At 51.3% G+C, this 24,590-nt stretch carries 16 protein-coding genes and 9 pseudogenes; 18 read left to right on the top strand and 7 right to left on the bottom strand.

What is annotated here, in order from left to right; genetic code table 11:
- Positions 1 to 37: 37 nt before the first annotated feature.
- The 3 genes from JZM30_RS17455 to JZM30_RS17445 are packed head-to-tail and all read right to left on the bottom strand — an operon-like array spanning position 38 to position 2,954.
- Positions 38 to 502 carry a TOBE domain-containing protein gene (locus JZM30_RS17455; RefSeq protein ID WP_252320219.1) on the bottom strand — a complete coding sequence of 155 codons (465 nt, stop codon included), beginning with the start codon at positions 500 to 502 and terminating at the stop codon, positions 38 to 40.
- Between the two features lie 9 nt (positions 503 to 511).
- Positions 512 to 1,132, bottom strand: a complete 621-nt coding sequence (locus JZM30_RS17450; protein WP_252320217.1) for an ABC transporter ATP-binding protein — start codon at positions 1,130 to 1,132, stop codon at positions 512 to 514.
- A 1-nt stretch (position 1,133) separates the two neighbouring features.
- The gene (locus JZM30_RS17445) at positions 1,134 to 2,954 is read right to left on the bottom strand and encodes an ABC transporter permease (RefSeq protein ID WP_252320215.1); all 1,821 of its coding nucleotides are present in this window, start codon (positions 2,952 to 2,954) and stop codon (positions 1,134 to 1,136) included.
- Positions 2,955 to 4,040: 1,086 nt separating this feature from the next.
- On the opposite strand from JZM30_RS17445, the gene tssB reads away from it, so the two are divergent.
- The 11 genes and pseudogenes from tssB to JZM30_RS17385 all read left to right on the top strand — a co-directional run.
- On the top strand, positions 4,041 to 4,544 hold the full coding sequence (gene tssB, locus JZM30_RS17440) for a type VI secretion system contractile sheath small subunit (protein ID WP_252320213.1): 504 nt from the start codon (positions 4,041 to 4,043) through the stop codon (positions 4,542 to 4,544).
- 32 nt (positions 4,545 to 4,576) lie between these two features.
- A pseudogene (gene tssC / locus JZM30_RS17435) lies at positions 4,577 to 6,056 on the top strand (type VI secretion system contractile sheath large subunit).
- A 5-nt stretch (positions 6,057 to 6,061) separates the two neighbouring features.
- Positions 6,062 to 6,493, top strand: a complete 432-nt coding sequence (gene tssE / locus JZM30_RS17430) for a type VI secretion system baseplate subunit TssE (RefSeq protein WP_252320211.1) — start codon at positions 6,062 to 6,064, stop codon at positions 6,491 to 6,493.
- Positions 6,494 to 6,511: 18 nt separating this feature from the next.
- A pseudogene (tssF, locus tag JZM30_RS17425) lies at positions 6,512 to 8,278 on the top strand (type VI secretion system baseplate subunit TssF).
- Positions 8,242 to 9,241, top strand: a pseudogene (gene tssG, locus JZM30_RS17420) (type VI secretion system baseplate subunit TssG). Before tssF ends, tssG begins: the two co-directional pseudogenes overlap by 37 nt.
- 38 nt (positions 9,242 to 9,279) lie before the next feature.
- A pseudogene (gene tagH / locus JZM30_RS17415) lies at positions 9,280 to 10,499 on the top strand (type VI secretion system-associated FHA domain protein TagH).
- Positions 10,496 to 11,021: pseudogene (tssJ, locus tag JZM30_RS17405) on the top strand (type VI secretion system lipoprotein TssJ). The pseudogenes tagH and tssJ overlap by 4 nt, the downstream one beginning before the upstream one ends.
- A 2-nt stretch (positions 11,022 to 11,023) precedes the next feature.
- Positions 11,024 to 12,364, top strand: a pseudogene (gene tssK, locus JZM30_RS17400) (type VI secretion system baseplate subunit TssK).
- Between the two features lie 12 nt (positions 12,365 to 12,376).
- Entirely contained in the window at positions 12,377 to 13,150 is a 774-nt protein-coding gene (gene icmH / locus JZM30_RS17395) for a type IVB secretion system protein IcmH/DotU (RefSeq protein ID WP_252320205.1), read from the top strand.
- A gap of 13 nt (positions 13,151 to 13,163) precedes the next feature.
- Positions 13,164 to 15,882: pseudogene (gene tssH / locus JZM30_RS17390) on the top strand (type VI secretion system ATPase TssH).
- Positions 15,883 to 15,890: 8 nt separating this feature from the next.
- A pseudogene (locus JZM30_RS17385) lies at positions 15,891 to 16,685 on the top strand (sigma 54-interacting transcriptional regulator); the annotation flags it as partial.
- A 32-nt stretch (positions 16,686 to 16,717) separates the two neighbouring features.
- On the opposite strand, the gene JZM30_RS17380 reads toward JZM30_RS17385, so the two are convergent.
- Positions 16,718 to 17,065, bottom strand: a complete 348-nt coding sequence (locus tag JZM30_RS17380; protein WP_252320203.1) for a hypothetical protein — start codon at positions 17,063 to 17,065, stop codon at positions 16,718 to 16,720.
- Positions 17,066 to 17,294: 229 nt separating this feature from the next.
- Positions 17,295 to 18,038, bottom strand: a complete 744-nt coding sequence (locus JZM30_RS17375) for an SDR family oxidoreductase (RefSeq protein WP_252320201.1) — start codon at positions 18,036 to 18,038, stop codon at positions 17,295 to 17,297.
- Between the two features lie 230 nt (positions 18,039 to 18,268).
- Here JZM30_RS17375 and JZM30_RS17370 point away from each other — a divergent pair, with 230 nt between their 5' ends.
- The 4 genes from JZM30_RS17370 (at position 18,269) to JZM30_RS17355 (ending at position 20,610) form a co-directional block, all read left to right on the top strand.
- Positions 18,269 to 18,688 (top strand): winged helix-turn-helix transcriptional regulator, encoded by a 420-nt coding sequence (locus JZM30_RS17370; RefSeq protein ID WP_252320199.1) that lies wholly within the window; start codon positions 18,269 to 18,271, stop codon positions 18,686 to 18,688.
- Positions 18,689 to 18,900: 212 nt separating this feature from the next.
- Positions 18,901 to 19,407: a LemA family protein gene (locus JZM30_RS17365; protein ID WP_252320197.1), complete on the top strand. Its 507-nt coding sequence runs from the start codon at positions 18,901 to 18,903 to the stop codon at positions 19,405 to 19,407.
- Between the two features lie 302 nt (positions 19,408 to 19,709).
- Positions 19,710 to 20,096 carry a hypothetical protein gene (locus JZM30_RS17360; RefSeq protein ID WP_252320195.1) on the top strand — a complete coding sequence of 129 codons (387 nt, stop codon included), beginning with the start codon at positions 19,710 to 19,712 and terminating at the stop codon, positions 20,094 to 20,096.
- A 229-nt stretch (positions 20,097 to 20,325) separates the two neighbouring features.
- Positions 20,326 to 20,610, top strand: a complete 285-nt coding sequence (locus JZM30_RS17355; protein ID WP_252320194.1) for an FmdB family zinc ribbon protein — start codon at positions 20,326 to 20,328, stop codon at positions 20,608 to 20,610.
- 272 nt (positions 20,611 to 20,882) lie between these two features.
- Here JZM30_RS17355 and JZM30_RS17350 read toward each other — a convergent pair whose 3' ends face one another.
- Together JZM30_RS17350 and JZM30_RS17345 are read right to left on the bottom strand one after the other, a co-directional pair.
- Positions 20,883 to 21,386 (bottom strand): DUF2569 family protein, encoded by a 504-nt coding sequence (locus JZM30_RS17350; protein WP_252320193.1) that lies wholly within the window; start codon positions 21,384 to 21,386, stop codon positions 20,883 to 20,885.
- A gap of 252 nt (positions 21,387 to 21,638) precedes the next feature.
- On the bottom strand, positions 21,639 to 22,265 hold the full coding sequence (locus JZM30_RS17345) for an SDR family oxidoreductase (protein ID WP_252320192.1): 627 nt from the start codon (positions 22,263 to 22,265) through the stop codon (positions 21,639 to 21,641).
- Here JZM30_RS17345 and JZM30_RS17340 point away from each other — a divergent pair.
- The 3 genes and pseudogenes from JZM30_RS17340 to ttdB all read left to right on the top strand — a co-directional run bounded on the left by JZM30_RS17340 (position 22,239) and on the right by ttdB (position 24,560).
- A complete protein-coding gene (locus JZM30_RS17340) occupies positions 22,239 to 23,459 on the top strand; it encodes an ISL3 family transposase (protein WP_252317149.1) in 1,221 nt (406 codons plus the stop codon). The two genes, JZM30_RS17345 and JZM30_RS17340, sit on opposite strands and share 27 nt — an antisense overlap.
- A gap of 43 nt (positions 23,460 to 23,502) precedes the next feature.
- Positions 23,503 to 23,955, top strand: a pseudogene (locus JZM30_RS17335) (fumarate hydratase); the annotation flags it as partial.
- Complete coding sequence (gene ttdB, locus JZM30_RS17330) at positions 23,952 to 24,560, top strand: L(+)-tartrate dehydratase subunit beta (RefSeq protein ID WP_252320191.1); 609 nt, start codon at positions 23,952 to 23,954, stop codon at positions 24,558 to 24,560. The pseudogene JZM30_RS17335 and the gene ttdB, both read left to right, overlap by 4 nt.
- Positions 24,561 to 24,590: the final 30 nt, after the last annotated feature.

Raw genomic sequence — 24,590 nt, 5'->3', positions numbered from 1 at the left:
TGCGCTTCATCGTGACTCCTGATAATAAGTAAGGGGGTTACTGGGTGGCTATCTCGTGGCGAAACCCATGGCGATTGAAGAAATGCAGTGAGTGGGACGGCAACTGGCAGAACACTTGCTGCTGAGGCTGCCAGCGTGGACGCAGTTGCGTCGAATGGAACAGACGATCGTTGCCGGTGACCAGCTCAATGATCCAACTGCCACCGGTGGGCATAATGTTATCGATGGTCATGGCAACGCCGTTATTGCCTGCGTCAGCGCTGAGAACAATCTCTTCGGGTCGGATACCGCACAGCTCGGTATGCTCGCCGTCGTGTAGGGAAAAACGCTGGTGCAGATGCTGCGCTAAATGGCTCAATGGCGGGTGCAACGGGATCATATTGAGCTTGGGCGTGCCAATAAACTCGGCGACAAAGCGGCTGGCGGGGGCTGCATAGATTTGATCCGGCGTGCCGACCTGCTGCATCTGCCCGGCACTCATCACTGCGATGGTTGTCGCCATGGTCATCGCCTACCATTGATCGTGACTGACAAACACAATGGTGGTACCGAAGGTTTCGTGTAAACGTTGCAATTCGGCTCGCATTTCCAGACGCAACGTGGCGTCCAGGTTTGAGAGGGGTTCGTCAAGCAACAGCACGCCAGGGTTAACTGCCAGCATACGCGCCAGAGCGACGCGTTGCTGCTGTCCACCGGAGAGTTGCGCCGGATAGCGTTTGGCATAATCTGCGATGCGTAATTTTTCCATCACATCCTGCACATCCTGAGTGCGTGCGATATGCGCCTGCGCCGAGACTTTTTGTAAACGCAGTCCAAAATCGACATTCTGTTCGACCGTCATATGGGGCCAGAGCGCATAGCTCTGAAACACCAGACCGATGCCGCGTTTCTCGGGCGGGACATAAATGCCCTGTGTAACGGAATCGACCACCTTGTCGCCGATGACAATCTCTCCGCCGCTGGCGTGCTCAATTCCAGCTATCATGCGCAAAATGGTGGTTTTGCCGCAGCCTAACGGTCCGAGCAAGCACATGAACTCACCGTCGTTGACGGTCAGACTGAGGTTGTTTACTGCCGGACTATTGCTGCTGGCGTAGGTTTTGGTGAGATGAGACAACTGGATGGAAGGCATGTTAGTTCTCCAGCGCGTCAGCCAGGCCAGTGCCGGTGATCTTTTGGATCATCACCGTGCCTGCCCATGAAATCAGCGCAATCATCAGTACCACGGCGTTGGCCGCCTGTTGGTAGTTGTAGGCAATCAAACGCAGGGAATAGGTTGTCAGCACGTCGGTTGCGGGTGTAGCGAGAATGACAAACAGGCTGACGCCCTTGATGCCGGAGATAAACGGCAGCAGGATGCCGGTCGCCAGCGGGCCCGCTTGAATCGGAATCACGATGCGGCGCAGGCGCGCCAACCAACCGGCGCCGGCAATCTGCGCGGCTTCTTCGGCTTCTTTACCGAGTTGGGTCATGGCCTTATGCCAGAACGGCTGGCATAAGGCATTTTTTCTGCAATCAGCGCCAGAATTAAGATCAGCGGCGTGCCATACAGCGCCGGAACGGGGCCTCTTGCTACCGCAAAGAGAGAGAAACGCCGTGGCAAAGGCAATGCCAGGCACCAGATAGGGCAGAAACGTCAACTGACGCAAGCAGGCGGCAATCCAGCGGAAGTGGCAGCGCATCACGGCATAGCCCACCAGCAGACCGAGTACGCCACAGGTGACAGGAGCTGAGCCGACGATAAGCAAGGTATTTCCCACCGTGCGCCAAAACTCGGGCGTCAGCAGTATGCCGTTATGCAGCGCTACCGTGTCTAGGTTATGACCAATCCAGTAGGCCAGCGTAAAATTATCCGCCGTGAAGCGACCGGGCAGCAGCATCACCGTAGAAAGAAACAGCGTCAGCAGAGGGATGGCAACCCCTAACAAAATGAAAGTAAGAGGCACGGCGGCGGCCAAAATACGCCAACGCCCGAGTGAGCGGCGACGCTCCATGAACGCTTTGCCGCCTACCGTGGCAAAGCGTTTCGCCTCGCGCAGCATTTTCATGTCCAGCAGCAAGGTGATCATGCCCATCAGCATAATAACCGTGGCGATAACCGCTGCCACACCGGACTGCCGGGTGCTGATGGCCCGATACAGGCTGGTTGATAACGTATCAAAATGGACCGGCAGACCGAGAATATAGGGCAGGGCAAACTCGCCGATGCAGTCGGCAAAAATCAGCAACGACGCCGATAGCAGCTCAGGACGCACCAGCGGGATAATGATTTTGAATGCAATCACATTGCGTGAGGCACCCAGAACACGGGCGTACTCTTCCATCTGGCTGTCGATACGCCTCAGGGCATTCCCGACGATCAGGATAACCAGTGGCGTGTAGTGCAAGGTCATGATGACCACTATGGGAAAATAACCATAGGCCATCCAGTTAGGCGTCTGGATCCCCATGACTTCTAGCCAGCCGGGTTGGCCGCCAATCGCATGGTTCTTAAACAAGGTGGTCCAGGCTAGCGCGAAGGTCCAGGAAGGGAGCATAAACGGCACAATGAGCAGGGTGGCAAAACCTTTGCGGCCGGCAATATCGGTGCGGTGAATAAGCCAGGCGAGCGCGATGCCCACCACCAATGCACCTACGACGGTACTCGCTGCCACAGCCAAGGTGTTCAGTAACGGTGTCCACAGCAGCAAGTCGGACATTCTTGAGGCTACAGTGCGCAGCAGGTAGTAAGCGGTGAATGCCCCCTCGGCAGCATCGGTGCGGCCTCCATAACCACTTTGCACCCGTGCCGCATTCAGCAAAACGGAAAGCACCGGTGCCAGAATGATCCCGCTAAACAGCATCAGCAGCAGTGCGCCAAGCCAATTGGCAGGTTCGTGGCTGGCGATAGACAGCGTGTGGCGTATCTTTGGCCACGCGGTTTTTCGGTGGCGGATTTCGGCTTGGTAAAACACTGATTTACCCCTGACTGTTGACGACAGGCAGGAATATAGCGTGGCAATGTTACAGTTTTTCGAGTTGTTTGCACCTATGTGCAAAACATATGTTGTTGCTTATTGTTGTTAAGATCTGGAGGGTAAGTGGGCCCCACCTCGGGCGTATTCTCTTTCTTCAGTCTTGGTGTTAACACTGATAAATTTGATTGGGGTAGTACGATTAACGTGAGGTAAAAAGTCGGATTAATGGATTAAACGGAGCGACTTTTTCCAGTTTGCCCGATGGTTAGTTATCAGAATCTTCTCATTCCCTTTCCTTGGAAAATATTTTTTCTGTACGTGGGCCAGCAGGTAGCGTATTGCGGGACTGCTTCATTTTTATCTGGCAATTCCACTTAAAGCGTGTGGGTTTAAGGCTTTGTTACATTGCTCTTTTATCGTTTCCTGATTCATTGGATTTTGCTGGTTTGTCGTTGGTATAGATGCGCAGGTTTTATGGTTTATGATGTTGTTATCCTCTGCCTTAACGTAAAAAATAGAGATAAGAATAATCTTAAATCAAACTCGTGATATTAAGGATTTATTCTTGAATAATGGTGTTTAATTAACCGAAAGAAAAACGTAAAAATCAGAATAATATCTAAGTTAATTACTTAACGCGCTAACTATTTTATTTTTATCAAAATAAAAAGCGTATAAATATACCTGTATCATTCCTAATGAAAATCAGACGTTTTTTGTTCGATTTTTTCGGTTTTCTTAAAGGGATTCATCAATGTATTGTGTTTATTCGTTTTTATTTGTTGTTTCAATGTGTAAAGTGTCTTATTTAAGATCCGTTGACCGTTGGTTTATGTTATGTGTATGATTGCCTAACGGATGACAACATTTGTTTTTTTATTGGTTGTGAGTAAATTTCTTTACTCCGATTTGCCGTGCGTGAACGTTTTTAAATATTTTTTCATTTTTTTAACACTGTTTTTAAATTTTATGTCGCTGGTCGAATGACAAATCTTATTTGCTCTCTCATTTTTAATGACAGCATCCGGTAGGATTCGGCTTTACTTTTTTTGGGTGATGGCGCCCCTATACGAGTATTGACTTATGGCAAAAGGAACTGACGGTGCATCTGTCGCACCAAAAGAGCGTATTAATATCAAATATGTCCCCGCCACCGGAGGCCGGCAGGCAGAAATAGAGTTGCCGCTGATGCTGATGGTCGTGGGAAATATGAAAGGCCGTACCGAGGATACGCCGATTGAGGAGCGTGACACGGTATCGATCGAAAAAAATAATTTCGCCTCGGTAATGAAAGAAGCAAAGTTGGAATTGAATTTCAAAGTTCCGAATCGCCTGGAAGATGATGCTCAAGATGATATGTCGGTGAAGTTGAATATTACTTCATTGAATGACTTTTCTCTCGACCGTATTGCTCAGCAGGTGCCTGAATTGCGCAAGCTGCTTGAACTGCGTGAAGCACTCGTTGCCCTCAATGGACCGCTTGGCAATATTCCCGCTTTCCGTAACCGGTTACAGGATCTGTTAGCCAGCGATGAAGCCAGAGAACAACTGCTGAAAGAGTTGGATCTGGTGAAACCTGCCGAATAATCAGTGCCTACTAACGAGATAGGGAAATAAGGATGTCAATCATTGAAGAACAAACACAGGCCAGCGCCGTCGGTGCCTCCGGTTCGTTGCTGGATGAAATCATGACTCAGGCACGCATTACGCCGGTCGATGAAGGCTACAACGTCGCCAAACAGGGAATTGCGGCGCTGGTGGCCAATATTCTTGACAACGGCAATGCCGCAGAACCGGTAAACAAAGCGCTGGTCGATAGCATGATCGTCGAACTGGACAAAACATTGAGCAAGCAGGTCGATGTTATTCTGCTATGCCAAACCGCTACAGGAGCTAGAATCCTCCTGGCGCTCGCTGAAACTGCTCGTCGATCGCACTGACTTTCGTGAAAACATCAAGCTGCTGGTGCTCCATGCCACCAAAGAAGAGCTGCTGGATGATTTTGAGTTTGCGCCGGAAATTACCCAATCTGGTTTTTACAAACACGTATATTCCAGTGGTTATGGGCAATTCGGTGGGCAGTCAATCGGTGGGGTGATCGGTGACTATGCCATGACGCAAAGCGCACACGATATCAAACTTCTGCAATATGTCAGTGCCGTGGGGGCAATGGCGCATGCACCGTTCGTGTCTTCCGGCGCGCCGACCTTTTTCGGCGTCGACAGCTTCACCGAGCTGCCGACTATCAAGGATCTGAAATCCGTATTCGAAGGCCCTGCCTATACCAAGTGGCGCTCACTGCGTGAGTCCGATGATGCCCGCTACCTGGGATTGACAGCGCCGCGTTTTCTGGCGCGCCTGCCTTACCATCCGGTAGAAAACCCCATCAATGGCTTCAATTACAAAGAAGAGATCAGTGCCGATCACGATCACTATCTGTGGGGCAATACTGCCTATCTGATGGGGACGGCAATTACCGACAGCTTCGCCAAATACCGCTGGTGCCCGAACATTATCGGCCCGCAAAGCGGTGGTGCCATTACGGACCTGCCCGTACACGTGTATGAAGCCATGGGGCAATTGCAGGCAAAAATTCCGACGGAAGTGCTGATCACTGACCGTCGCGAATATGAGATGGCCGAAGAGGGTTTCATCACGCTGACCATGCGCAAGGACAGCGATAACGCCGCATTCTTCTCCGCCAACTCGGTGCAGAAACCCAAAGTATTCCCCGATACCAAAGAAGGTAAAGAGGCGGAAACCAACTACAAGTTGGGTACCCAACTGCCGTACATGTTCATCATCAACCGTCTGGCGCACTACATCCAGGTGTTGCAGCGCGAACAGATTGGCGCGTGGAAAGAACGCCAGGATCTGGAGCGCGAGTTGAATACCTGGATCAAACAGTACATAGCGGATCAGGAAAACCCGCCAGCAGACGTACGTAGCCGTCGTCCGCTGCGTGCCGCGCAGATCAAAGTGCTGGATGTGGAAGGGGAACCGGGCTGGTATCAGGTCTCGCTGTCAGTGCGCCCCCATTTTAAATACATGGGCGCTAACTTTGAGCTGTCACTGGTTGGGCGTTTGGATAAGGAATAAGACCGATGCCGTCACTTTCTGCCTGGGAACGGGGAAGTACGGCAAGTCTGTTCGATCGCATTCGGGGGGAGACGCGGCGCGCGTCCCCTGAAACGGAACTTGAGACACTGATTTTGTCCATCAAACGCCAGTTGGACAACGTGCTCAATACCCGTCCGGGCAATTGCCGCAGTGCACCTGAGTTGGGCGTGATTGATTTCAATGACGCAACGCAGGGGGGCGCTGATATTTACGGCAAAATTTGCGAAGCGATCCGGCAGTGCATTTGCCACTTTGAGCCGCGTATTGTGCATGTGGATGTCATGGATTCGGGGTCGTTGTCGAATCCCTTGGAGATGTCATTTCTGGTGACCGCTCACGTCAAGCTGGACGATCTGGAGCAGGTCACGTCGTTCAACATTCAGATGGATAACCACCGCCATTACCGAATGGTCTGACTCTGTCATTGAGGCGCTATGTCATTGGAACAGTTTTTCAGGGATGAGTTAACCTTCTTGCGCTTGCAAGGGCGTGAATTCGCCAAGGCACATCCTGAGCTTACGTGCTTTTTGTCCGAGCAGACCACGGACCCGGATGTTGAGCGGTTGCTGGAAGGGTTTGCCTTTCTGACCGGAAGCCTGCGCGCCAAGCTTGAGGATGAGTTTCCGGAATTGACTCACGGTTTGCTGGGTATGCTGTGGCCGAACTATCTGCGTCCGGCGCCAAGCATGTCCATCATGCAGTTTTCGGTGCTGCCAGGGGCGCTGGCGCAACCGGCTTTCGTGGCTGGAGGGTGTGAGCTGGATAGCTTGCCTATGGACGACGTGGTGTGCCATTTTCGAACCTGCCATGACACCTGGATCTACCCGGCAGACATTCGCCACATCCACGTACAAAGCGGCAACGACCTCTCCACCATCACTGTAGATATCGCGCTGCACGGCCCGCAATCGTTACAACAGCTGCAATTGGATAAGCTGCGCTTCTACCTTGGTGGCGATACCTATACCGCCTCTGAACTCTATTTCTGGCTTGCCAGTAAACTCTCGCACATTGAGCTGAAGGTAGAGGGACAGCGTTTTCGCCAGGAGGCGAGCGCGTTGAAAATGGTCGGCTTTGAACGCGAAGATGCGCTGCTGCCATACCCCGGTAATGTCTACTCCGGTTATCGCATTTTGCAGGAATATTTCTGCTTTCCGGAAAGCTTCCAGTTCTTTGAACTGTCAGGTGCTCTTTGGCCCGATTTGCCGATGATGCTTACGTCGTTCCGGCTGCATTTCTGTTTCGATCGTCCGTTGCCTGCCGAGCTGAAAATCCGGTCGTACGCTTTTCTGCTCAACTGTGTGCCCGCCATTAACCTGTTTCAACACGACAGTGAGCCGATTAATCTCAACGGCCGTCAGACGGAGTATCCACTCAAAGCCAGCTTCCGTCATGCTGACAGCTTTGAGATTTTTTCGGTGGACAGCGTCGAAGGGTGGGTGGAAGGTCGTGCCGGACGATCGCGCGGCGTGCCACGGCGTTATCAACCCTTTGAAAGTTTCCAGCATCAGATCGAACGTGCCAAAGGGCGGCTGACGCTTTACTACCGTATTCGGGTGAAAGAGTCAGTAGAGGGAAACGGTTTCGAACACCAACTGTCATTTGTGCGCGGGGATGAACGCTAAGCGACCAATCTCGACGAATCGATCTCGGTGGCGTTGACCTGCACGAACCGCGCTCGCGCCGCGCAACTGCCTGTGGGCAGCATCTGTGTGCCAACCGGCACATCGCCAACGTTCGCCACCTTTCGCAACCTGATTCGACCCACCCGTCCGCTGCGTCCGGCGATGGACGGTAGCCTGCACTGGACGCTGATCTCTAATCTGTCGCTCAACTATGTGTCGTTACTGCGCCGCGATGCGCTGGTGCAGATTTTGCGCACTTACGATTTTCCCGCGCTGCACGATAAGCAGGCGTAACAAGCATCGCGTAAGCGATTGGCAGGGATAGAAACTATTGAAACCACACCGATTGATCGGTTGGTACAGGGGATGCCTGTGCTAGGTCTGAAATCGGTGCTGTCGGTGCGGCAATCGGCCTTTGGTAACGAAGGTGAACTGTATCTGTTCAGTACCGTGCTGGCACACTTTTTCTCACTGTACGCTAGCGTCAACGCCTTCCACCTGCTGGAGGTGGTTAATGTCGATAACAAGGAGCGCGACCGATGGCCGGTGCAGATAGGTCAGCACTCGATGATGTGACGTTCTATCAGGACGTATCGCGCTTTAATTTCTACCAGTTGGTTGAACTGCTCAATCAGTTGGAAGGTTTGGATCTGGAACGGGCATTAGATTTTCGCCAGGAGCGGGAGCGGTTGTGTTTTCGCTCCACGGCATCCATCGGCTTTCATCCTGGCGATATCGTGCAGGTGGAACGCGATGAGAACGGACGTCAGGCGCTTGAAGTCGCGTTTTTGGGCCTGCACGGCAGTCAGTCGCCAATGCCGGGCTACTACCTGGACGATCTCGCCTGGGAGTACGCGCAGGGGGAACAGAAACTGGGGCTATTTCTCGATTTTTTCCATCACCGTTTGCTCACGTTGCTGCACCGTGCCTGGCGTAAATACCGCTACCACGTGCGTTTTCAGAACGATGGTGAGGATGGCTTTTCACGACTGATGTTTGCGCTGGTTGGGCTGGGGAATGACGCAGTACGCGAGAGCCTGCCGGTGAACCGCGCCAAGATGCTCTCGTATGCCGGGGTGCTCGCCAGTCCCAGCCGTTCGACGGAAGTGGTGGCGGGGTTGGTGAGTCACTGTTTTGACCTCGAGGACGTGGAGGTGCTGGCCTGGCAAAAACGTCGGGTGGCGATCCATAAAAGCCAGCAGAACCGGCTTGGCAAATCCAACATTGCGCTGGGGGGGCGATTTTGTCATTGGCGACAACGTCAATGACTGCGTGGGTAAGTTCCTGCTGAAGATTGGCAGTCTGAGTTTTGGCCGATTCTTCAGCTTCTTGCCCAACGGCGAGCACTTCCAGCCGCTGGTGCGCTTCGTCTCTTTTATTCTGCGCGATCAGTTGGCGTGGGATTTACGCCTTGGCTTTGCCGAGGATGAAGCTCAAGGGTTGAGGTTGGGCAGTGAGCAGAGCGGTATTTTAGGCTGGAGCAGTTTCCTTGGGCAGCCTCCGTTAGAGCCTTACGTAACGATCTGCGTTCAAGAGTAAATCGTGTGTTCACGTGTACATCGCGTTCAGGAGTCAATGTGACCGTTAGTCATTCACTCACTCTGGTTGTTCTCAATAGCGAACAGCTGGATATCAATTCTCAGGTGCAGCACCAGTTTGACTACAACGGCGGCACGCTGGGGGCGTCAGAAAAGGACCATTGGCAACTGCGCGACAGGCTGGGTGCCGTGCTGCCGGAACATGCTCGAATTGAGATGTGCGATGGCCATTTCAGCCTGTGCGATCTGAGCGGGCAGTCCTTTATCAATGCCTCGCTGTCGCCGATTGGTCGTGGGCGCAACGTGCTGTCGTCACATGGCGATGAACTGGTTATTGGCCCATTTAGTCTTGGTGTGTACCTGAACGACCTGATGCAGGAACAAAATATCGACCAACTGCTGGGGCAGGATACCGCGAGTGGGCTTGATGGCTGGCTCGGGGACGTGACCAAACGTCAAACAAAGACGGACGCGCTACGCGATGACGTCACTAACGATCCACTGTGGGTATTGCAGCAAGAGCAGCATCAGAGCCTGCTGAATGCCCACGGTGACCATGTGGAGGCAGTGTTATCGACTGCGCTTACCGCTTTTTCAGCTGCTGAGGACACCATGGACCAAAAATTTATGGAATTACCCGATATCAACAATCCACTTGTGACCCACGATGCATCGGGTTCACTGGATAGCCACCTGTTGGCGCCGTTGATGCGTGGTCTGGGTCAAACGTTGACGCTGGAGGATGCAAAACAACAGCGAGAGATGCTGGAAGAGATGGGAAAAAGTCTGCGAGCCATGGTGGAAGGCCTGCTGGTCTTGTAGTGTGGGCAAGGCGCATTGGCGGATACCCATCTGCGCCCGATTGAAGATAACCCGCTGCGTTTGGGGCTGGACTATGCCGACACCTTGCCGTTGTTGTTTGCTGACGGAAAAAGCTCAGTCCACCTTTCTGCACCGGCACCGGTGGCTGAAGTGCTGAATAACGTCCGGGTGCATCAGGCGGCAAACCAGCAGGCAATTAGCGTCGCGCTGGAAACCATCCTGCAGGCGTTCTCTCCAGCCGCCTTGCTCGACCGTTTTGCCCATTATCGCCGTAGCTGCGAGCTGGATATGGTGGATGACGGTTGGGCATGGGGAATATACCAGCACTACTACCGTGAACTGATCTCTGTGCGCCAGCAGGGTTTTCAGAAGCTGTTTCAGCAGGTCTACGCCTGGGCGTAGACCGCGCGGTGCGTCAACAGCAGGCGCAGCAATGATGTGGAGAGTGTTCTGTTTTATCAGCCTGTTGGCGTTGCTACCAGGCTGTGCCACCCTCGGCAAGATGGCGAAAGTTGCTGCCAATCCAGATATTCAGGTGGGCAGTAACGATCATCAGCCCTTCCACGGTGGGGTTTAGCCTGCTGGCAGAGCCAGACGTAAACCCCAACGAGAGCGGTGATGCCGCGCCTATCAAATTCCAACTGGTGTTACTGGCTGAGGATTCTCGCTTGCTGGCCGCCGACTACGACCAGATAACGGAGGATATCGAAAAGGCACTGACCAAAAACTATGTCAGTCATCAGGACTACACCCTGCTGCCGGGGCAGTTTAAGTATCTGCCGCCCGAAGCGTTGGATGCCAAGGTGCATTACATCGGTGTCATCGCGCGCTATGCTGATCCGGAGAGTGCGGAGTGGCGCAAGGTGATCAAACTGAAAAACACCGGCCGCAGTTATCAGGTTCTGGTGCACCTGCGCCGGGATGAAGTCGACATCAAAAAAGACCAGGAAGAAGAATAACCATGTCGAGTCGAAATCGCGTTATTTGGCGGGAAGGGCTGTTCATCAAACCGCAGCATTTTCAACAGCAGCTACGGCATAGCAACTACACCTTGCACGCGCGTCTTAGCGCGCTCAGCGACTATTTTTATGGCCTGCAAACGCTGGCGATTAACAAAGAGTATCTCAACTTTGGCCGTATTGTGCTGGTTAACGCCAGCGGTGTGATGCCAAATGGCACCGTGTTCAATATTCCCGGTGACGATGTGCTGCCACCGCCGCTGGAGATCACCGACGTAGCACTGGCCAATCAGAAGGTCTATCTCGCCTTGCCGCTGGCGGTAAGCGGTGTCAGCGAAGTCGGACAGCCGGGGCAGGGGGTTGCCAGCCTCTTGCAGGCGCATCGCCACGACGTGCACGATCTGCACAGCGAGGGTGGCGATGTGGTATCGCTCGAAGTGGGCAAGGTCAGCCTGCGTCTTATGCTGGAGCGCGACGATCGCAGCGCCTACGCCTAGTTGGCCATCGCCACTATTCTCGATAAACGCCACGATGGCGGGCTGGTGCTCGATCCAAACTTTATGCCGTGCAGCGTGAGCATCACGGCTATCCCTGCCCTAAAACGCTTTTTGGGGGAATCCGCTGGGTTGGTTGCCGAGCGTGCGCGCAGTCTGGCACAACGCATCGCCGCGCCGGGGCAACAAGGCGTCGCCGATGTGGCGGAATTCATGATGCTGCAACTGCTTAACCGTGCGCAGCCCCGGTTGTCCCATCTGGCGCGCCTCGGCACGTTGCATCCTGAACGGTTGCATGAAGTGCTGGTAGCGCTGTGTGGCGAATTGATGACCTTTACCGACGAGTCTCGACTGCCGCCGGAGTTTCCTGCCTATCGCCACGAACACCCACAGAGCAGATTCGAACCGATAATGTTGGCGCTGCGTCAGGCGCTGAGCACTGTGTTGTCGCCGCGTGCTGTATCTGTCCAGCTCATCAAGCAGCCCTATGGGGTCATGGTAGCGGTGGTGGGTGATGCTGAGCCGTTGTCCAGCGCCGAGTTTGTGCTGTCGGTCAAGGCACGGATGCCGCAGGAGCACCTGCGCAAGCAACTGTTGCAACAGACCAAGATTGCCTCCAGCGAGAAGATCCGCGAACTGATCAGTCTGCAATTACCGGGCGTGCCGCTGCTGCCGTTACCGGTTGCACCACGCCAACTGCCGTATCACGCCGGCTGCAGCTATTTCCAATTGGACAGACAAAGCCCTTCCTGGCAGGTGCTGGTGTCCGGCAACACCCTGGCGTTCCATGTTGCGGGCGAATTCCCGGAGCTGGATATGCAGCTGTGGGTCATCCGTGGTCAGGGTTAACTGAGGGAAACGATGAGCATCGACGTGATTAAAAACGATCAACTGGGCGACCTGCTGTATGACCATGCCCGGCAACTGGATAGCGACTCTGATTACTGGTTCAGTCTGCCCGGCCAGGGTATCAACCCGATGATCGATGCGATGACGCCGCTGTTGGGGATGGTGGAGAGTGTGCGTCAACTTGTGGCTTACGAAGACGTGCCAGACCTCTATAAGCGGGTGGTGTCCGAAATTCAGGCCATTGAGCAAGAGTTGCATGCCCATGGCTATGAAAACGGTGTGATCCTGTCGTTTCGCTACATTCTGTGCACTGTTATCGATGAGGCCGTGATGGCGCGAGAATGGGGGGCACAGAGTATCTGGTCCGCCCATTCGCTGCTGACGCGTTTTCACAATGAAACCTGGGGTGGCGAAAAAGTGTTCGTGCTGCTGGATCGCCTTCAGGAGGACCCGGCGCGCTATCGCGACATTCTTGAATTTATCTATCTGTGCCTGTGTCTGGGGTTTGAAGGGCGCTACCGGGTGATGGTGCAAGGTCGTGAGGAACTGGATCGTGTGGTGCAAAAACTGTACGACGCGTTACATCCGGAACCTGCCGCCGTTCCTACGGTATTTCACCAGAATCTCGGACAGCAGGCATCGCGCTATCGCCTACGCAAACAGGTGTCTCTCAGCGTCCTGTTTCTCGGCCTGTGTGTCGTGCTGGCGGCGTTTGTGGCTTACTACTACCCGCTGATTCATCAAACCCAGGACGTGCTACGTCAACTGGGTGAATTATTACAGTAACAGGAGCTGGATCGTGATTCGAATCGAACTGACTACGCTGGTTGAACGTCTCAACCCTGTGTGTCGCCATATGCTGGAACAAGCGGCGGCGCTCTGCATACGGCATCAGGGCGCGGAAATCCGCATCGAGCACCTGTTGATGAACATGCTGGATACCCCGCTGTGCGATGTGCGCCAGATTTGCAAACGCGCCGACGTGGATGTGCGGGCCCTTAGCGCTCAGCTTCGGCCAACCGTTGCAGACAGCGATTTTGTGGCAGCGGGTTATCCCTCGTTCTCACCGCTGTTGGTAGAGTGGTTGCAAGATAGCTGGCTGCTGGCATCGGCCGAGTTCCAGCACAGCCATCTGCGCAGCGGCGTGCTGCTATTGGTGCTGCTGATGATGCCAAACCGCTATCTGTCGACAGCCGCAGCGCGTCCGCTGGCACACATCAACCGTGAACTGCTGCGCCAGCAGTTTGACGAATGGGTGAAAGCGTCATCTGAAACCCCGGTAGCGGTAAATGCGAGTACCACGACAGAGCAAGCAGCCGCGGTGAGCACTCAACTTGGCCGCTATACCCAGAATGTGACAGAGGCTGTGCGTCAAGGGCAGTTCGATCCGGTGTTGTGTCGCGATCGTGAAATCGATGTGATGATCGATATCCTGTCTCGCCGCCGTAAAAACAACCCGATGGTGGTTGGGGAGGCGGGGATGGGTAAAAGTGCGTTGATTGAGGGATTGGCCTTGCGCATCGTTGCCGGGTTTGTACCGGAACGGTTGCGCGACGTGGAACTGCTGACGCTGGATCTCGGGGCAATGCAGGCTGGCGCATCGGTAAAAGGTGAATTTGAGAAGCGTTTCAAAGGGGTGATGCAGGAGGTCAAAGACTCGCCTCGGCCCATCATTCTGTTTATTGATGAAGCGCATACCCTGATTGGTGTTGGCAATCAGGCTGGCGGGTTGGATGTTTCCAACTTTGCTGAAACCGGCGCTGGCTCGGGGGGAGTTGCGTACCATTGCCGCGACCACCTGGAGCGAATACAAAAAATACGTTGAGAAAGATGCCGCGCTGTCGCGCCGTTTCCAACGGGTCAACGTGGGGGAACCGAGTGCGGACGAAAGTGCCGTTATCCTGCGTGGGTTGCGTGCCATTTATGAAAAAGCACATGGCGTACTCATTGATGAGAATGCGCTGCATGCGGCGGCACATCTCTCCGCGCTATATCTCTGGTCGTCAACTGCCGGATAAAGCTATTGATATGCTGGACACCGCCTGCGCGCGTGTTGCCATCAACCTCACCACGCCACCACGCCACCACGCCACCACGCCACCACGCCACCACGCCACCACGCCACCACGCCACCACGCGCTGTCAGCCAGTTACAGATGCGCCTGCATCAGCAGGAGATGGAAATTGCACAACAGGAACGCCAACGTCGCATTGGGCTGGGTGATACCGTTGAACGACTGGCGACATTGCGTGCCGAGTGCGAAACCTGTGTCGCAGATCTAGCGCAACGGGAGGCTGACTGGCAGCAGCAAAAGCATTACGTACAGCGCATTATCGCATTGCGCAGTGCACTGCTGGCCGATGAGCGTCCTGAGGCGACACAACTCGATGTTGAGCAATCCGACGTTGAATCACCGGATGATATCGAGGCGATGGCCGATGAACTGGCGGCCTGCGAGCGTGAATTAGAAGCACTCCAGCAGGCGTCTGTATTGGTGTCACCCCACGTGGATAAAACCCAGATTGCCGCCGTGATCGCCGAGTGGACCGGGGTGCCGCTCAACCGGATTTCACAAGGGGAAATGGAGGTGGTAACTCGCCTTCCTGAGTTCTTGGGCGAAACCATCAAAGGTCAGAGCTTAGCCATCGCGCACCTGCACAAACATCTGTTGACGGCGCGAGCCGATCTGCGTCGTCCCGGCCGGCCGTTGGGCGCTTTCCTGCTGGTTGGGCCGAGTGGCGTCGGGAAAACGGAAACGGTGTTACAGATTGCCGATCTGCTGTTCGGCGGACGCAATTATCTGACCACCATCAACATGTAGGAATATCAGGAAAAACACACGGTGTCGCGTCTGATTGGCTCACCGCCTGGCTATGTGGGGTTTGGTGAAGGCGGTGTGTTGACGGAGGCCATTCGTCAGAAACCTTACTCCGTGGTACTGCTGGACGAAGTGGAAAAGGCCCATCCGGATGTGCTTAACCTGTTCTATCAGGCGTTTGATAAAGGTGAATTGGCCGATGGTGAAGGGCGGGTTATCGACTGCCGTAACGTGGTGTTTTTCCTTACCTCTAACCTCGGTTACCAAACCATTGTTAACTATGCTGCCCATGCATCGCTGGATGTGCAGGATGCACGCTCGAATGATCTGCTGGATGCGCCCTATCCCGAACTGGCGGCATTTTTCAAGCCAGCGCTGTTAGCGCGCATGGAGGCCATTCCCTACCTGCCGTTGGATCACGCCACGATGGTCGACATCGTTCACGGCAAGCTGGCGCGCTTGGTGTCGCTGCTGCAACAGCGTTTTGGTGCTGAAACCGTGATTGACGAGGCGGTGCCAGAAGCGATCCTGCGGCTGACAAACCGCAGTGAAAACGGTGCGCGGATGCTGGAATCGGTGATCGATGGTGCGTTGCTACCCCCGGTTTCATTGTAACTGCTACAACGCCTTTCAGCGGGTGAGTCGGTTCGTCGGGTGCATTTTCACGTGAAAGATGACCAGTTCCAGTCTGAGGTGTAGGGATGAGTATGCAGCGGGCCCTCGATCTGGTGCTGGCACTCACGCAACCCCGAGACGAAGTGGCGTTGCGTGATTGGCTGCTGGAGACCATTCAGCGCGTCTGGCAACCACATGGCGTGCTGCTAGGCATGTTGAATGTCAGCGGTCGTCAACTGACGTGCTACGGACGCGTCCTCGATGTACCTGTATCGTTGCAACTGGCGGTGGATGATTTCAGCCGCCCATTGGCCTATGTATTGCACAAAAATCAGGTGCGCACCTGGGATTCACTGTACGGTGGCGCACGCATCGATCATCACGATTTTCGTCAGATGCTGTGCCGTGTTGGTCCGGCCTGCGGGCTGCATGCGCTGCCGCTGTTGGCTGAAAATGGCAAGCCGCTGGCGGTGTTAGCACTGCTGGATTCCTCCAAACGCCTGCTCGGGCTGCATCACAGTGGCGAGGGGGTGCGCCTTGGGCACGTGTTCTGCCGTCAACTGATGCTGCTGCTACGTCAGTTAGCCATTACCCAGCGTGAACAGACGGCGCTGCGCGATTCGCTACGCCAAATAAAAAACGAAGACGTGCATCGTCGCGATCGCGAAAAACAGGTTGAAGCGACACTGATCGGCCAGTCTGCTGCCACCAAGACACTGCATACGCAGATCTATCAGGCGGCGCATCATCGCCTCTCGGTATTGATACTGGGCGAAACCGGTGTTGGCAAGGATGTGGTGGCGCGCTTGTTGCACCAGTGCTCTGACCGAGCGGATAAGCCCTACATCGCGATCAACTGTGCGGCGATCCCAGAGAATCTGGTGGAAATAACGCGGAGACTTAGCGATAAAAGGGCTTGTTAGCCCTGTTTTTTCTTACAATAGCGATAAGATTTGTAACTCAGGGATAAAGCGCCAATATGATATGTACAACACAGGCCCACGAGGGTCACAATGACATTACTGATAAAAGATGCTGCGCTTATTGGGTGTTTAAAATAAATGTTTAGAATACACACAGCTATTATCAGCGAAACTATCGAAAATACGTTATAAAAGCGATGCTTTAAAATAGGTACTAACGAAAGTAATGTTGTCTCAGTATCCCCTTCTTTTACCCTACGTCTGATGAGCTTTTGCATATGAGCAATGTCTTTAGGCGTGAAGCCATTTTCCAGCAGTGTTGCTTCCATTTCATCGTTGCTCATGTTTGATCCTTCAACTTTTTACTGTAATACAAGTATACTTCATTATATCTGATTGAATATATGGATGTTTATTGCGTACTGTATCTTTTAGGTAAAGGATGAAGATTATTTAGCGTATGTTAAAACGATAAAGAGTTCTGCCGGATACAGTACGGTCGGCCCCACTCAGCAAGTCACACTGGGAATCATGGGGCGCCGCTCGTCCTGGTTCGCAGGCTTGCTATCGTTCTCAATGCCCATTGATCCGTTCAAATACCTGATCAAAGCGTCCTTCCCGTTCGGCCAGTCGCTGCAACCGGGCGCGTTCGACAATGATTTCTTCAGGCGTTGGCTTTTCGCAAAAGAGCGTCATCACCTCATCGATAAACGCCTTGAGCGGCAGATATCCCTCCCGGTTGGCCTGACCTGGCGTAAGTTCAGTCTGGACTGCGGGTGGAACCAGTTCGATGACTTCTATCTGCCCGGTGAGTCGATGGCGTAAAGATTGGGTCATGGAATGGATAGCCGCTTTGGTTGCGCTATAGATTGCTGCGTCAGTGCGCGGTACAAACGCCAGACCGGACGAAACATTGACAATGACAGCGTCCGAGCGGCTTTTAAGATGGTCAAGCAGAGCGTTAGTGAGACGGACAGGTCCGAGTAAATTGGTAGTAATATGCGCCTCAGCATCAAGCAAATCGCCCTTTGAACTGAGATCGTCGTAACGCATAATACCTGCATTGTTTATCAGGATGTTAAGGGCTGGATACTCATCCACGACTCGCAGTGCAAACGCGCTAATGTCTGCTGGATCATCGATATCAAGCTCAATCGCATGCATATTTGCTCTTCCTGCAATCGTCTCCCTGAGGGACTGCAAGCGCCTGCCGCTAACAATGACGGTATTGCCCAGTTCGTGGAAGCGCAAGGCAAGTTCCCGGCCAATGCACGAGCCACCCCCGGTGATAAGTATGGTGTTATCTGCTGTTTTCATGTTGAAGTGTGCCTTTTGGGTTGGAGTAAGAGTAGGTACGCTTCAGACAGTAAGAGCATTTATGTCTTTTAGGAAGTAGGCACTGAAAAGTACCCTACTTACCTTTCGGTTAAATTTAGGCGTAGCGAGGCGGTGAGCGATTTCATTCTGGAAAGAAAATTCGATTTACCGCATACTTCCTGAAACAAACCGTCCAAAAGGGCTATAACCCCCTAAAAGAGAGTAAGAGTATGAGCGATAACGTACTCCGTCATGAAGATGTCCGGAAAAAGCTCTCGCAGGCAGATAAACCAGACCCTCTCGTTGAAGCGCTGGTTAATGATGTCATCGCAAGGGTTGCTGACAAGTGGACAATGCTGATCCTCGAAGTACTGGCAGAACATGGCAAACTGCGCTTTACGCAACTGACAAAACACGTGGCTGGTATCAGCCAGAAAATGCTTACGCAAACGCTGAGAGATATGGAACGAGAAGGACTGGTTATTCGTACGGTTTATCCTGTCGTACCACCAAAAGTGGAATACCAGTTGACGGATCTTGGTCTCAGTCTGGGGGCTGCATTTTGTGGTGTGTGGGTGTGGGCTGAAGAAAACCTTGCAACGATCAAGTATGCTCGTGCCGCTTTTGTTCAAAGAAAAAAGGGCGAATAAAATGCACTGTCCTTGTCAGGAATGAGCTAAAAGCAGATATTTGAATAGTCCGAGTATCTGAATCAGATTTATTTAAAACTCTGTAAGTTCATAAAATAATCACCCCTGTATTTTATTATAACTTCCCCATCGAGGGGAGAAAGTGTAAAATAGAGAGGCCTGTATATTGCATTCTTGGTTGTATTTGTTGTTTTCAGCATTAGGGGGTTCTTATGGATATGGATAAATATTTTATCGGTTTAGCAAGCATATTGATAATTGGGTTCACTTATGTCATTTCAATTTATAATAAGGCCATTAGACTAAAAAATATAATCCCTGAAAACAGATCTAATATCGAAATCCTTCGCAAAAAGAAAGGGTATTTGATCACAAAAATGGTCGCAATTGTAGACTCATATGGCTTACACGAAAAAGGAACAACTGAAAACGTTAGTTTTTATTTTGGCCGTGGAGAACCATCAAAAGGCCAACCTATAGTTGATCGACTTGCTTATTTGAGAATGGCATTTCCAGAGCTGAAAGCTGACGGATTGTATAATCAATTGCTAACTGAACTGGCAGATGTAGAAACAGACATTACCAACAGACGCGAAAAATTCAATACTAGTGTACGTGCTTATAATACTGTGCTGACATTATTCCCAGACAACGTTTTCCTCAGGTTATTAGGTTTTAAGCCTAAAGATTTCCTGTCCATTGTCTATATAAACTCGTGAATTTACATCTCTTAAAATATGGACTCAAAAATGAGAGTTTTTTTAAAAAAAAATCACACTAACGCTGTTTGTTTTTTTATGGGTTTTACAATTGATTACTCAGCCAGCTTTAATTGCGACAAAGCCACGCTTGCTGTCGAGTTTGCAATCTGTGGAAATGAACAACTTTCGTCAATGGATGAAAGCTTATCGTTCGAGTATCGACAGGCTGTTTTACACAATCCCAATATAAAAAAATTCAACAAACTTGGCTTCATGGGCCACGTGAAAACTGTGATTCACAGGTAGAATGCCTCATCAGTGTGTATCAAAAACAATTGGAAATTTTGCGAAATATAAATAGTCAACATGGGGTGAAGGATCTAAGTTCGGTAGCTTTGCCGATATCTACAGCTTTGCCAATGAGTACCTCGTATCGTGAAAATAAAATTCAAGAACCAAAACTTTCCGCTGACAACCCTATTCAAATACTATTTGATATAACATTAATTCATAACTCTTCAACTTTGTTATCCGAAGCGTATTGGAGCAATCCTCATAATAAGCTATTTGGCAAACCAATTATTCAGTGGACAGATAGTGATTTTTCTTACGTGGAATTTAGATTAAATAAAGAGATCGATGCTGATTTGGAGTCAACCGGATCCTTTTATGTTAAAAGAAATTTAAAAAACCGAACCAGAAGATGATTCAGTTTTTCAAGCTCGAGATATAAATATTTTTATTGAAAACATTCCACGATTTAAGTATTGGATCCAACAATCCAACGCGAAAATAAAGGAACAGGAAAAGCTGCAACAGCAAACATTATTAATTGAAAATCAGAAAAAAGCCGAGAAAGAGAAAGAAATTGCCAATTCAGAAATCAAGAGAAAACACATCGCTCAATCAGAATTGAATAGAGCAAATACTATAAAAATGATTTCTTTTCTGATCGTTGTGGCCATCTTTGCAATTTTCATCTGGAATAAATTTATCCGTAAACGCTGTTCTCGCTGCAAGGCTCTTAATTTCGCTGTTTATAATATTACTGAGTTAGAGCGTTTTAAAGGATATGTAAAAGTTCAGGAGAAGAATTCGAGAGGAGTTAATACTCGAGCCGTCAGCGCAACGCTTACTATCAATAAATATGACTATCGTTGTAAAGACTGCGGTCATCAGTGGTCTGAAAAGAAAAAAGAGGGGCTTGGTGCCAACTTATAATTGGGCAGCAGAAAGAAGATGGGTGGGGCATAAGAATATACTCACCCTTTGTAGTCAGGGTTTAGGGGCCGTTAGTATTCTTTTAACTCATTAGTCATCCATGCGGAGCTAACTAAAAGTACCGCCTCTCGCTCATAACTGACCTTATGACCTTACTTTCTGCCCGCCCCGAGCCAAGAGCGGACGTTAATAGTGTCCGCTCTGTTTTGATTATTGGGGGGAGCACTCTGCATTTTCAATAATCGGTAATGGGAAGTCAGTAATGCGGCTTCCTATCGGATAAATGTTCTTTTTACACGAACTGATGTAATAAAATATGGAATCCAAATAAGAGCCGATATTACATTTCTAAAAATTGGGGCAAGTTCATGGTGTCCAATTTTAACGCCGGGGATTAGAATGTAAAGCATGTAGACATTTAATGACATTATTGCCACGACTGATATCATAAAGAAAATAAAAAGCTTTGGCAGAAACTTTTTCTTTTTTAAGAAAAATGAAAGGACTGTGGCTGCAAATAAAAACTCTCCAATATAAATAGCAAGAGAGGATATGAAGAAGATTTTTGCATTTGCGCTCAGGTGCGAATAGTTTTCTGTCATAACGTTAAACGTATCTGCCATTACAAACAGATAAGAAGCAGCAGTAACTACGAGTCCTATTAGGGGTAAAAACAGAAACCCTCCAATTTTTCTGAAATGTTTTTCTTCACATTTATCGCAAAACTCTCTGTCCTGGGGTATTCCCACCCCACACTTTGTGCATCCCCATTCCATATACGGACCTTAAAAATATTTTTATAGTTATCATTAGATTATGTGATCAGTACCGCGGATGCAACTGTACCGAGAGTAATTTATATGATGCTGATAATTTCGATATTAACTTGTGTTTAGAGTGAATATTTACAGTATCAGTATTCATTGTTTAGAAGGCGGTTACTAAGGTCCGCGCCTCGCTCATAGCTGGCCCATCTAGCTTTTAGGCTGGCAGTTTCGTGCCAGAAGCGGATTATGTGTCCTTCACAGTCAGTAAGTGACACATAATCTTGTAGGTATATTATTCAGCTGAAGATTACCAACCCCGCCATCCACCAGCAACTCTGTACCAACGACAAATGATGATTCATCAGAAGCAAGAAAAACTGCCGCTTTAGCTAGTTCATACGGTGTTACTAAACGACCAATAGGTACCAGAGCTCGAATATCTTCTCTGAGCTTATCTTCATGTTGCCCACCACTCAGTTTGTTCAATGCTGGTGTTTCAGTAGGTCCAGGGCTTAAGCCATTTACCCGGATCCCACGGGGGTGAAGCTCCGCAGAAAGTGTTCGTGCCAGAGACAGTAGCGCGGCTTTACTTGCTGCGTAAGCACTACTTTGTGGAAGACCAATCCGAGCGCTCACTGAGCCACAAATAATGACGGAAGAGGGATTAGAAAGCATAGGGAGCAGTGCCCTGATCAAGAAAAAGGGACCTTTAAGATTAGTGTTCATTAGACGATCGAATGCTTGCTCATCCCATTCTCCCAGGGATTTGTGCGTCACATCACCTGCATTTATATGGGTCTTCCCTTGTTGTGGTGGCTGAAGGCATGATAATGGCGTATTAAATCGCCAGAGGTCACCACCATGGACGAAAAGTCTCTCTACGCTCATATCCTCAACCTGTCTATTCCGTGGCAGGTAAAGTCTCTTTCTCTCGATGAAAATGCCGGTTCTGTTACCGTTACAGTTGAGATTGCGAAAAACACTCAGTTAACCTGTCCAACCTGCGGGAAATCTTGTCCTATTCACGATCACCGACATCGTAAATGGCGCCATCTCGATACCTGTCAGTTCGCGACAATAGTCGAAGCTGATGTACCCCGTATTATGTGCCCGGAGCATGGCTACCAGACGCTGTCTGTTCCATGGGCCGGCCCCGGTAGCCGGTATACGCTGTTGTTCGAGTCGTTCGTTATCTCATGGCTGAAAATCAGCACCGTGGATGCCGTCAGGAAACAGCTGAGGCTGAGCTGGAATGCTGTCGATAATATTATGCAACGGGCGGTTAAGCGTGGACTGGCCCGTCGAAAAACACCTCAGGCCGCACGTCATCTCTGTGTTGATGAGGTCGCTTTCAAAAAGGGGCATCAGTACGTCACCGTTATCTCTGATACCCAAGGACAGGCATTGGAACTCAAAGATGATCGCGGAGTTGAAAGTCTTGCTGGCTATCTCCGGAGTCTGGGTGACCGCCAGATTGAATCCATTAAAACCCTGTCGATGGACATGAATCTATCCTATATAAGCGCAGCGCGGCTCCATCTGCCTAACGCGGTGGAGAAGATCGCGTTCGACCACTTCCATGTAGCGAAAATGCTCTGTGCCGTCGTAGATAAAACACGACAGTTGGAGATGAAAACCATCCCGTTACCGGCACGAAAAAGTGCACATCGTTCCCGTTATCTGTGGTTGTACGGTCGCCATAAACGTCATGGTCGAATAGCAGAAAGACTGGAAGCAGCGCAGATGGTTCTGCCTGATACCAGCCGTTGCTGGGCAATGAAGGCGCTGGCCCGGGAACTCTGGAACCGCCGGTATGACGAACACAGCAGGCGTCTGTGGCTGGAATGGATAGGGATGGCAAAAGACGTTGGTGTCCCGCTACTAAGCAGCGCCGCCCGGACGTTACGTAAACGACTGTACGGGATCCTGAATGCCATGAAACACAGGGTATCAAACGGTAATGCAGAGTCACTAAACAGCAAGATAAGGCTGCTGCGGATCAAGTCCAGAGGATACCGGAACAAAGAACGCTTTAAGGTGGCAGTGATGTTCCATTACGGCAGGTTAAACATGTTGTTATGAGTCTCCCACCATGATAGGGGAAGACCCGTCTATATGGCAGAGGGGCGGCTGTTCATTGCCGGGTGCCGTGAAAGTATTGATGCCGGGCCAGGGCTATGAAGGCGTTAACCAGTTCGTGTTTGATGTGATCACTTCTTACGGCGTGAATGCTTGCCCGCCGCTGTTGGTTGGCGTCGGGGTCTCCACGTCGGTGGAAACGGCGGCGCGGTTGTCGAAAAAAGCGATTCTGCGTCCGGTAGATTCGTCCCACCCAAATGCCGATGCAGCGAAGATGGAGAAGCTGCTGGAAGAGGGGCTGAACAGCGTGGGCCTGGGTCCGCATGGGCTGGGCGGTGCCTCATCGGTGATGGGCGTCAATATCGAGTCCTCTGCGCACCACCCTTCCACCATTGGTGTGGCGGTGTCGACCGGATGCTGGGCGCACCGTCGTGGAACCATCCGTTTCTCCGCTGATTTGGCCTATGAAATTCTTTCCCATAAAGGCGCCGTACTATGAAAAAAGTGCTTACTACTCCGATTAGCGATGAAGCGTTGACCGAACTGAACATTGGCGACGTGGTGTACCTGACCGGTACGCTGGTGACTTGCCGCGACGTTGCTCACCGTCGTCTGATTGAGTTGGGCCGCGAATTACCAGTCGATCTGCGCGGAGGCGCTATTTTCCACGCCGGGCCGATTGTGGTGGAAAAGGATGATGGCGGCTTTGAAATGATCTCCATCGGGCCAACCACCAGCATGCGCATGGAAAAATTTGAGAAAGAGTTTATCGAACAAACCGGCGTGAAGCTGATTGTTGGTAAAGGCGGTATGGGGCCGAACACTGAAGAGGGCTGCAAAACCTTCAAGGCGGTGCACGCCATGTTCCCCGGCGGCTGTGCGGTGCTTGCCGCGACCTGCGTTGAAGAGATTGAGGATGCCCAGTGGCGCGATCTTGGTATGCCCGAAACGCTGTGGGTAAACCGGGTGAAAGCCTTTGGTCCGTTGATTATCTCTATCGATACTCACGGCAATAACCTGTTCGAGCAAAACAAGAAGGTCTACAACGCCCTCAAAGCGCCGGTGATTGCAGCCATCAACGAGAAGATTCGCTTTATCAAATGAGTTCTGGCGCACAGCGCCACCCTGAAACAC

Origin of the sequence: Candidatus Symbiopectobacterium endolongispinus, assembly GCF_018777385.1 — a bacterium.
Classification (GTDB): domain Bacteria; phylum Pseudomonadota; class Gammaproteobacteria; order Enterobacterales; family Enterobacteriaceae; genus Symbiopectobacterium; species Symbiopectobacterium endolongispinus.
This window is presented reverse-complemented; position numbering and strand designations above follow the sequence as displayed.

Coding starts and splice junctions, on each gene's coding strand:
- JZM30_RS17455 (WP_252320219.1), bottom strand. CDS start 502: ATGGCGACAACCATCGCAGTGATGAGTGCCGGGCAGATGCAGCAGGTC.
- JZM30_RS17450 (WP_252320217.1), bottom strand. CDS start 1,132: ATGCCTTCCATCCAGTTGTCTCATCTCACCAAAACCTACGCCAGCAGC.
- tssB (WP_252320213.1), top strand. CDS start 4,041: ATGGCAAAAGGAACTGACGGTGCATCTGTCGCACCAAAAGAGCGTATT.
- tssE (WP_252320211.1), top strand. CDS start 6,062: ATGCCGTCACTTTCTGCCTGGGAACGGGGAAGTACGGCAAGTCTGTTC.
- icmH (WP_252320205.1), top strand. CDS start 12,377: ATGAGCATCGACGTGATTAAAAACGATCAACTGGGCGACCTGCTGTAT.
- JZM30_RS17380 (WP_252320203.1), bottom strand. CDS start 17,065: ATGAGCAACGATGAAATGGAAGCAACACTGCTGGAAAATGGCTTCACG.
- JZM30_RS17375 (WP_252320201.1), bottom strand. CDS start 18,038: ATGAAAACAGCAGATAACACCATACTTATCACCGGGGGTGGCTCGTGC.
- JZM30_RS17370 (WP_252320199.1), top strand. CDS start 18,269: ATGAGCGATAACGTACTCCGTCATGAAGATGTCCGGAAAAAGCTCTCG.
- JZM30_RS17365 (WP_252320197.1), top strand. CDS start 18,901: ATGGATATGGATAAATATTTTATCGGTTTAGCAAGCATATTGATAATT.
- JZM30_RS17355 (WP_252320194.1), top strand. CDS start 20,326: ATGATTTCTTTTCTGATCGTTGTGGCCATCTTTGCAATTTTCATCTGG.
- JZM30_RS17350 (WP_252320193.1), bottom strand. CDS start 21,386: ATGGAATGGGGATGCACAAAGTGTGGGGTGGGAATACCCCAGGACAGA.
- JZM30_RS17340 (WP_252317149.1), top strand. CDS start 22,239: ATGGACGAAAAGTCTCTCTACGCTCATATCCTCAACCTGTCTATTCCG.
- JZM30_RS17345 (WP_252320192.1), bottom strand. CDS start 22,265: ATGAGCGTAGAGAGACTTTTCGTCCATGGTGGTGACCTCTGGCGATTT.
- ttdB (WP_252320191.1), top strand. CDS start 23,952: ATGAAAAAAGTGCTTACTACTCCGATTAGCGATGAAGCGTTGACCGAA.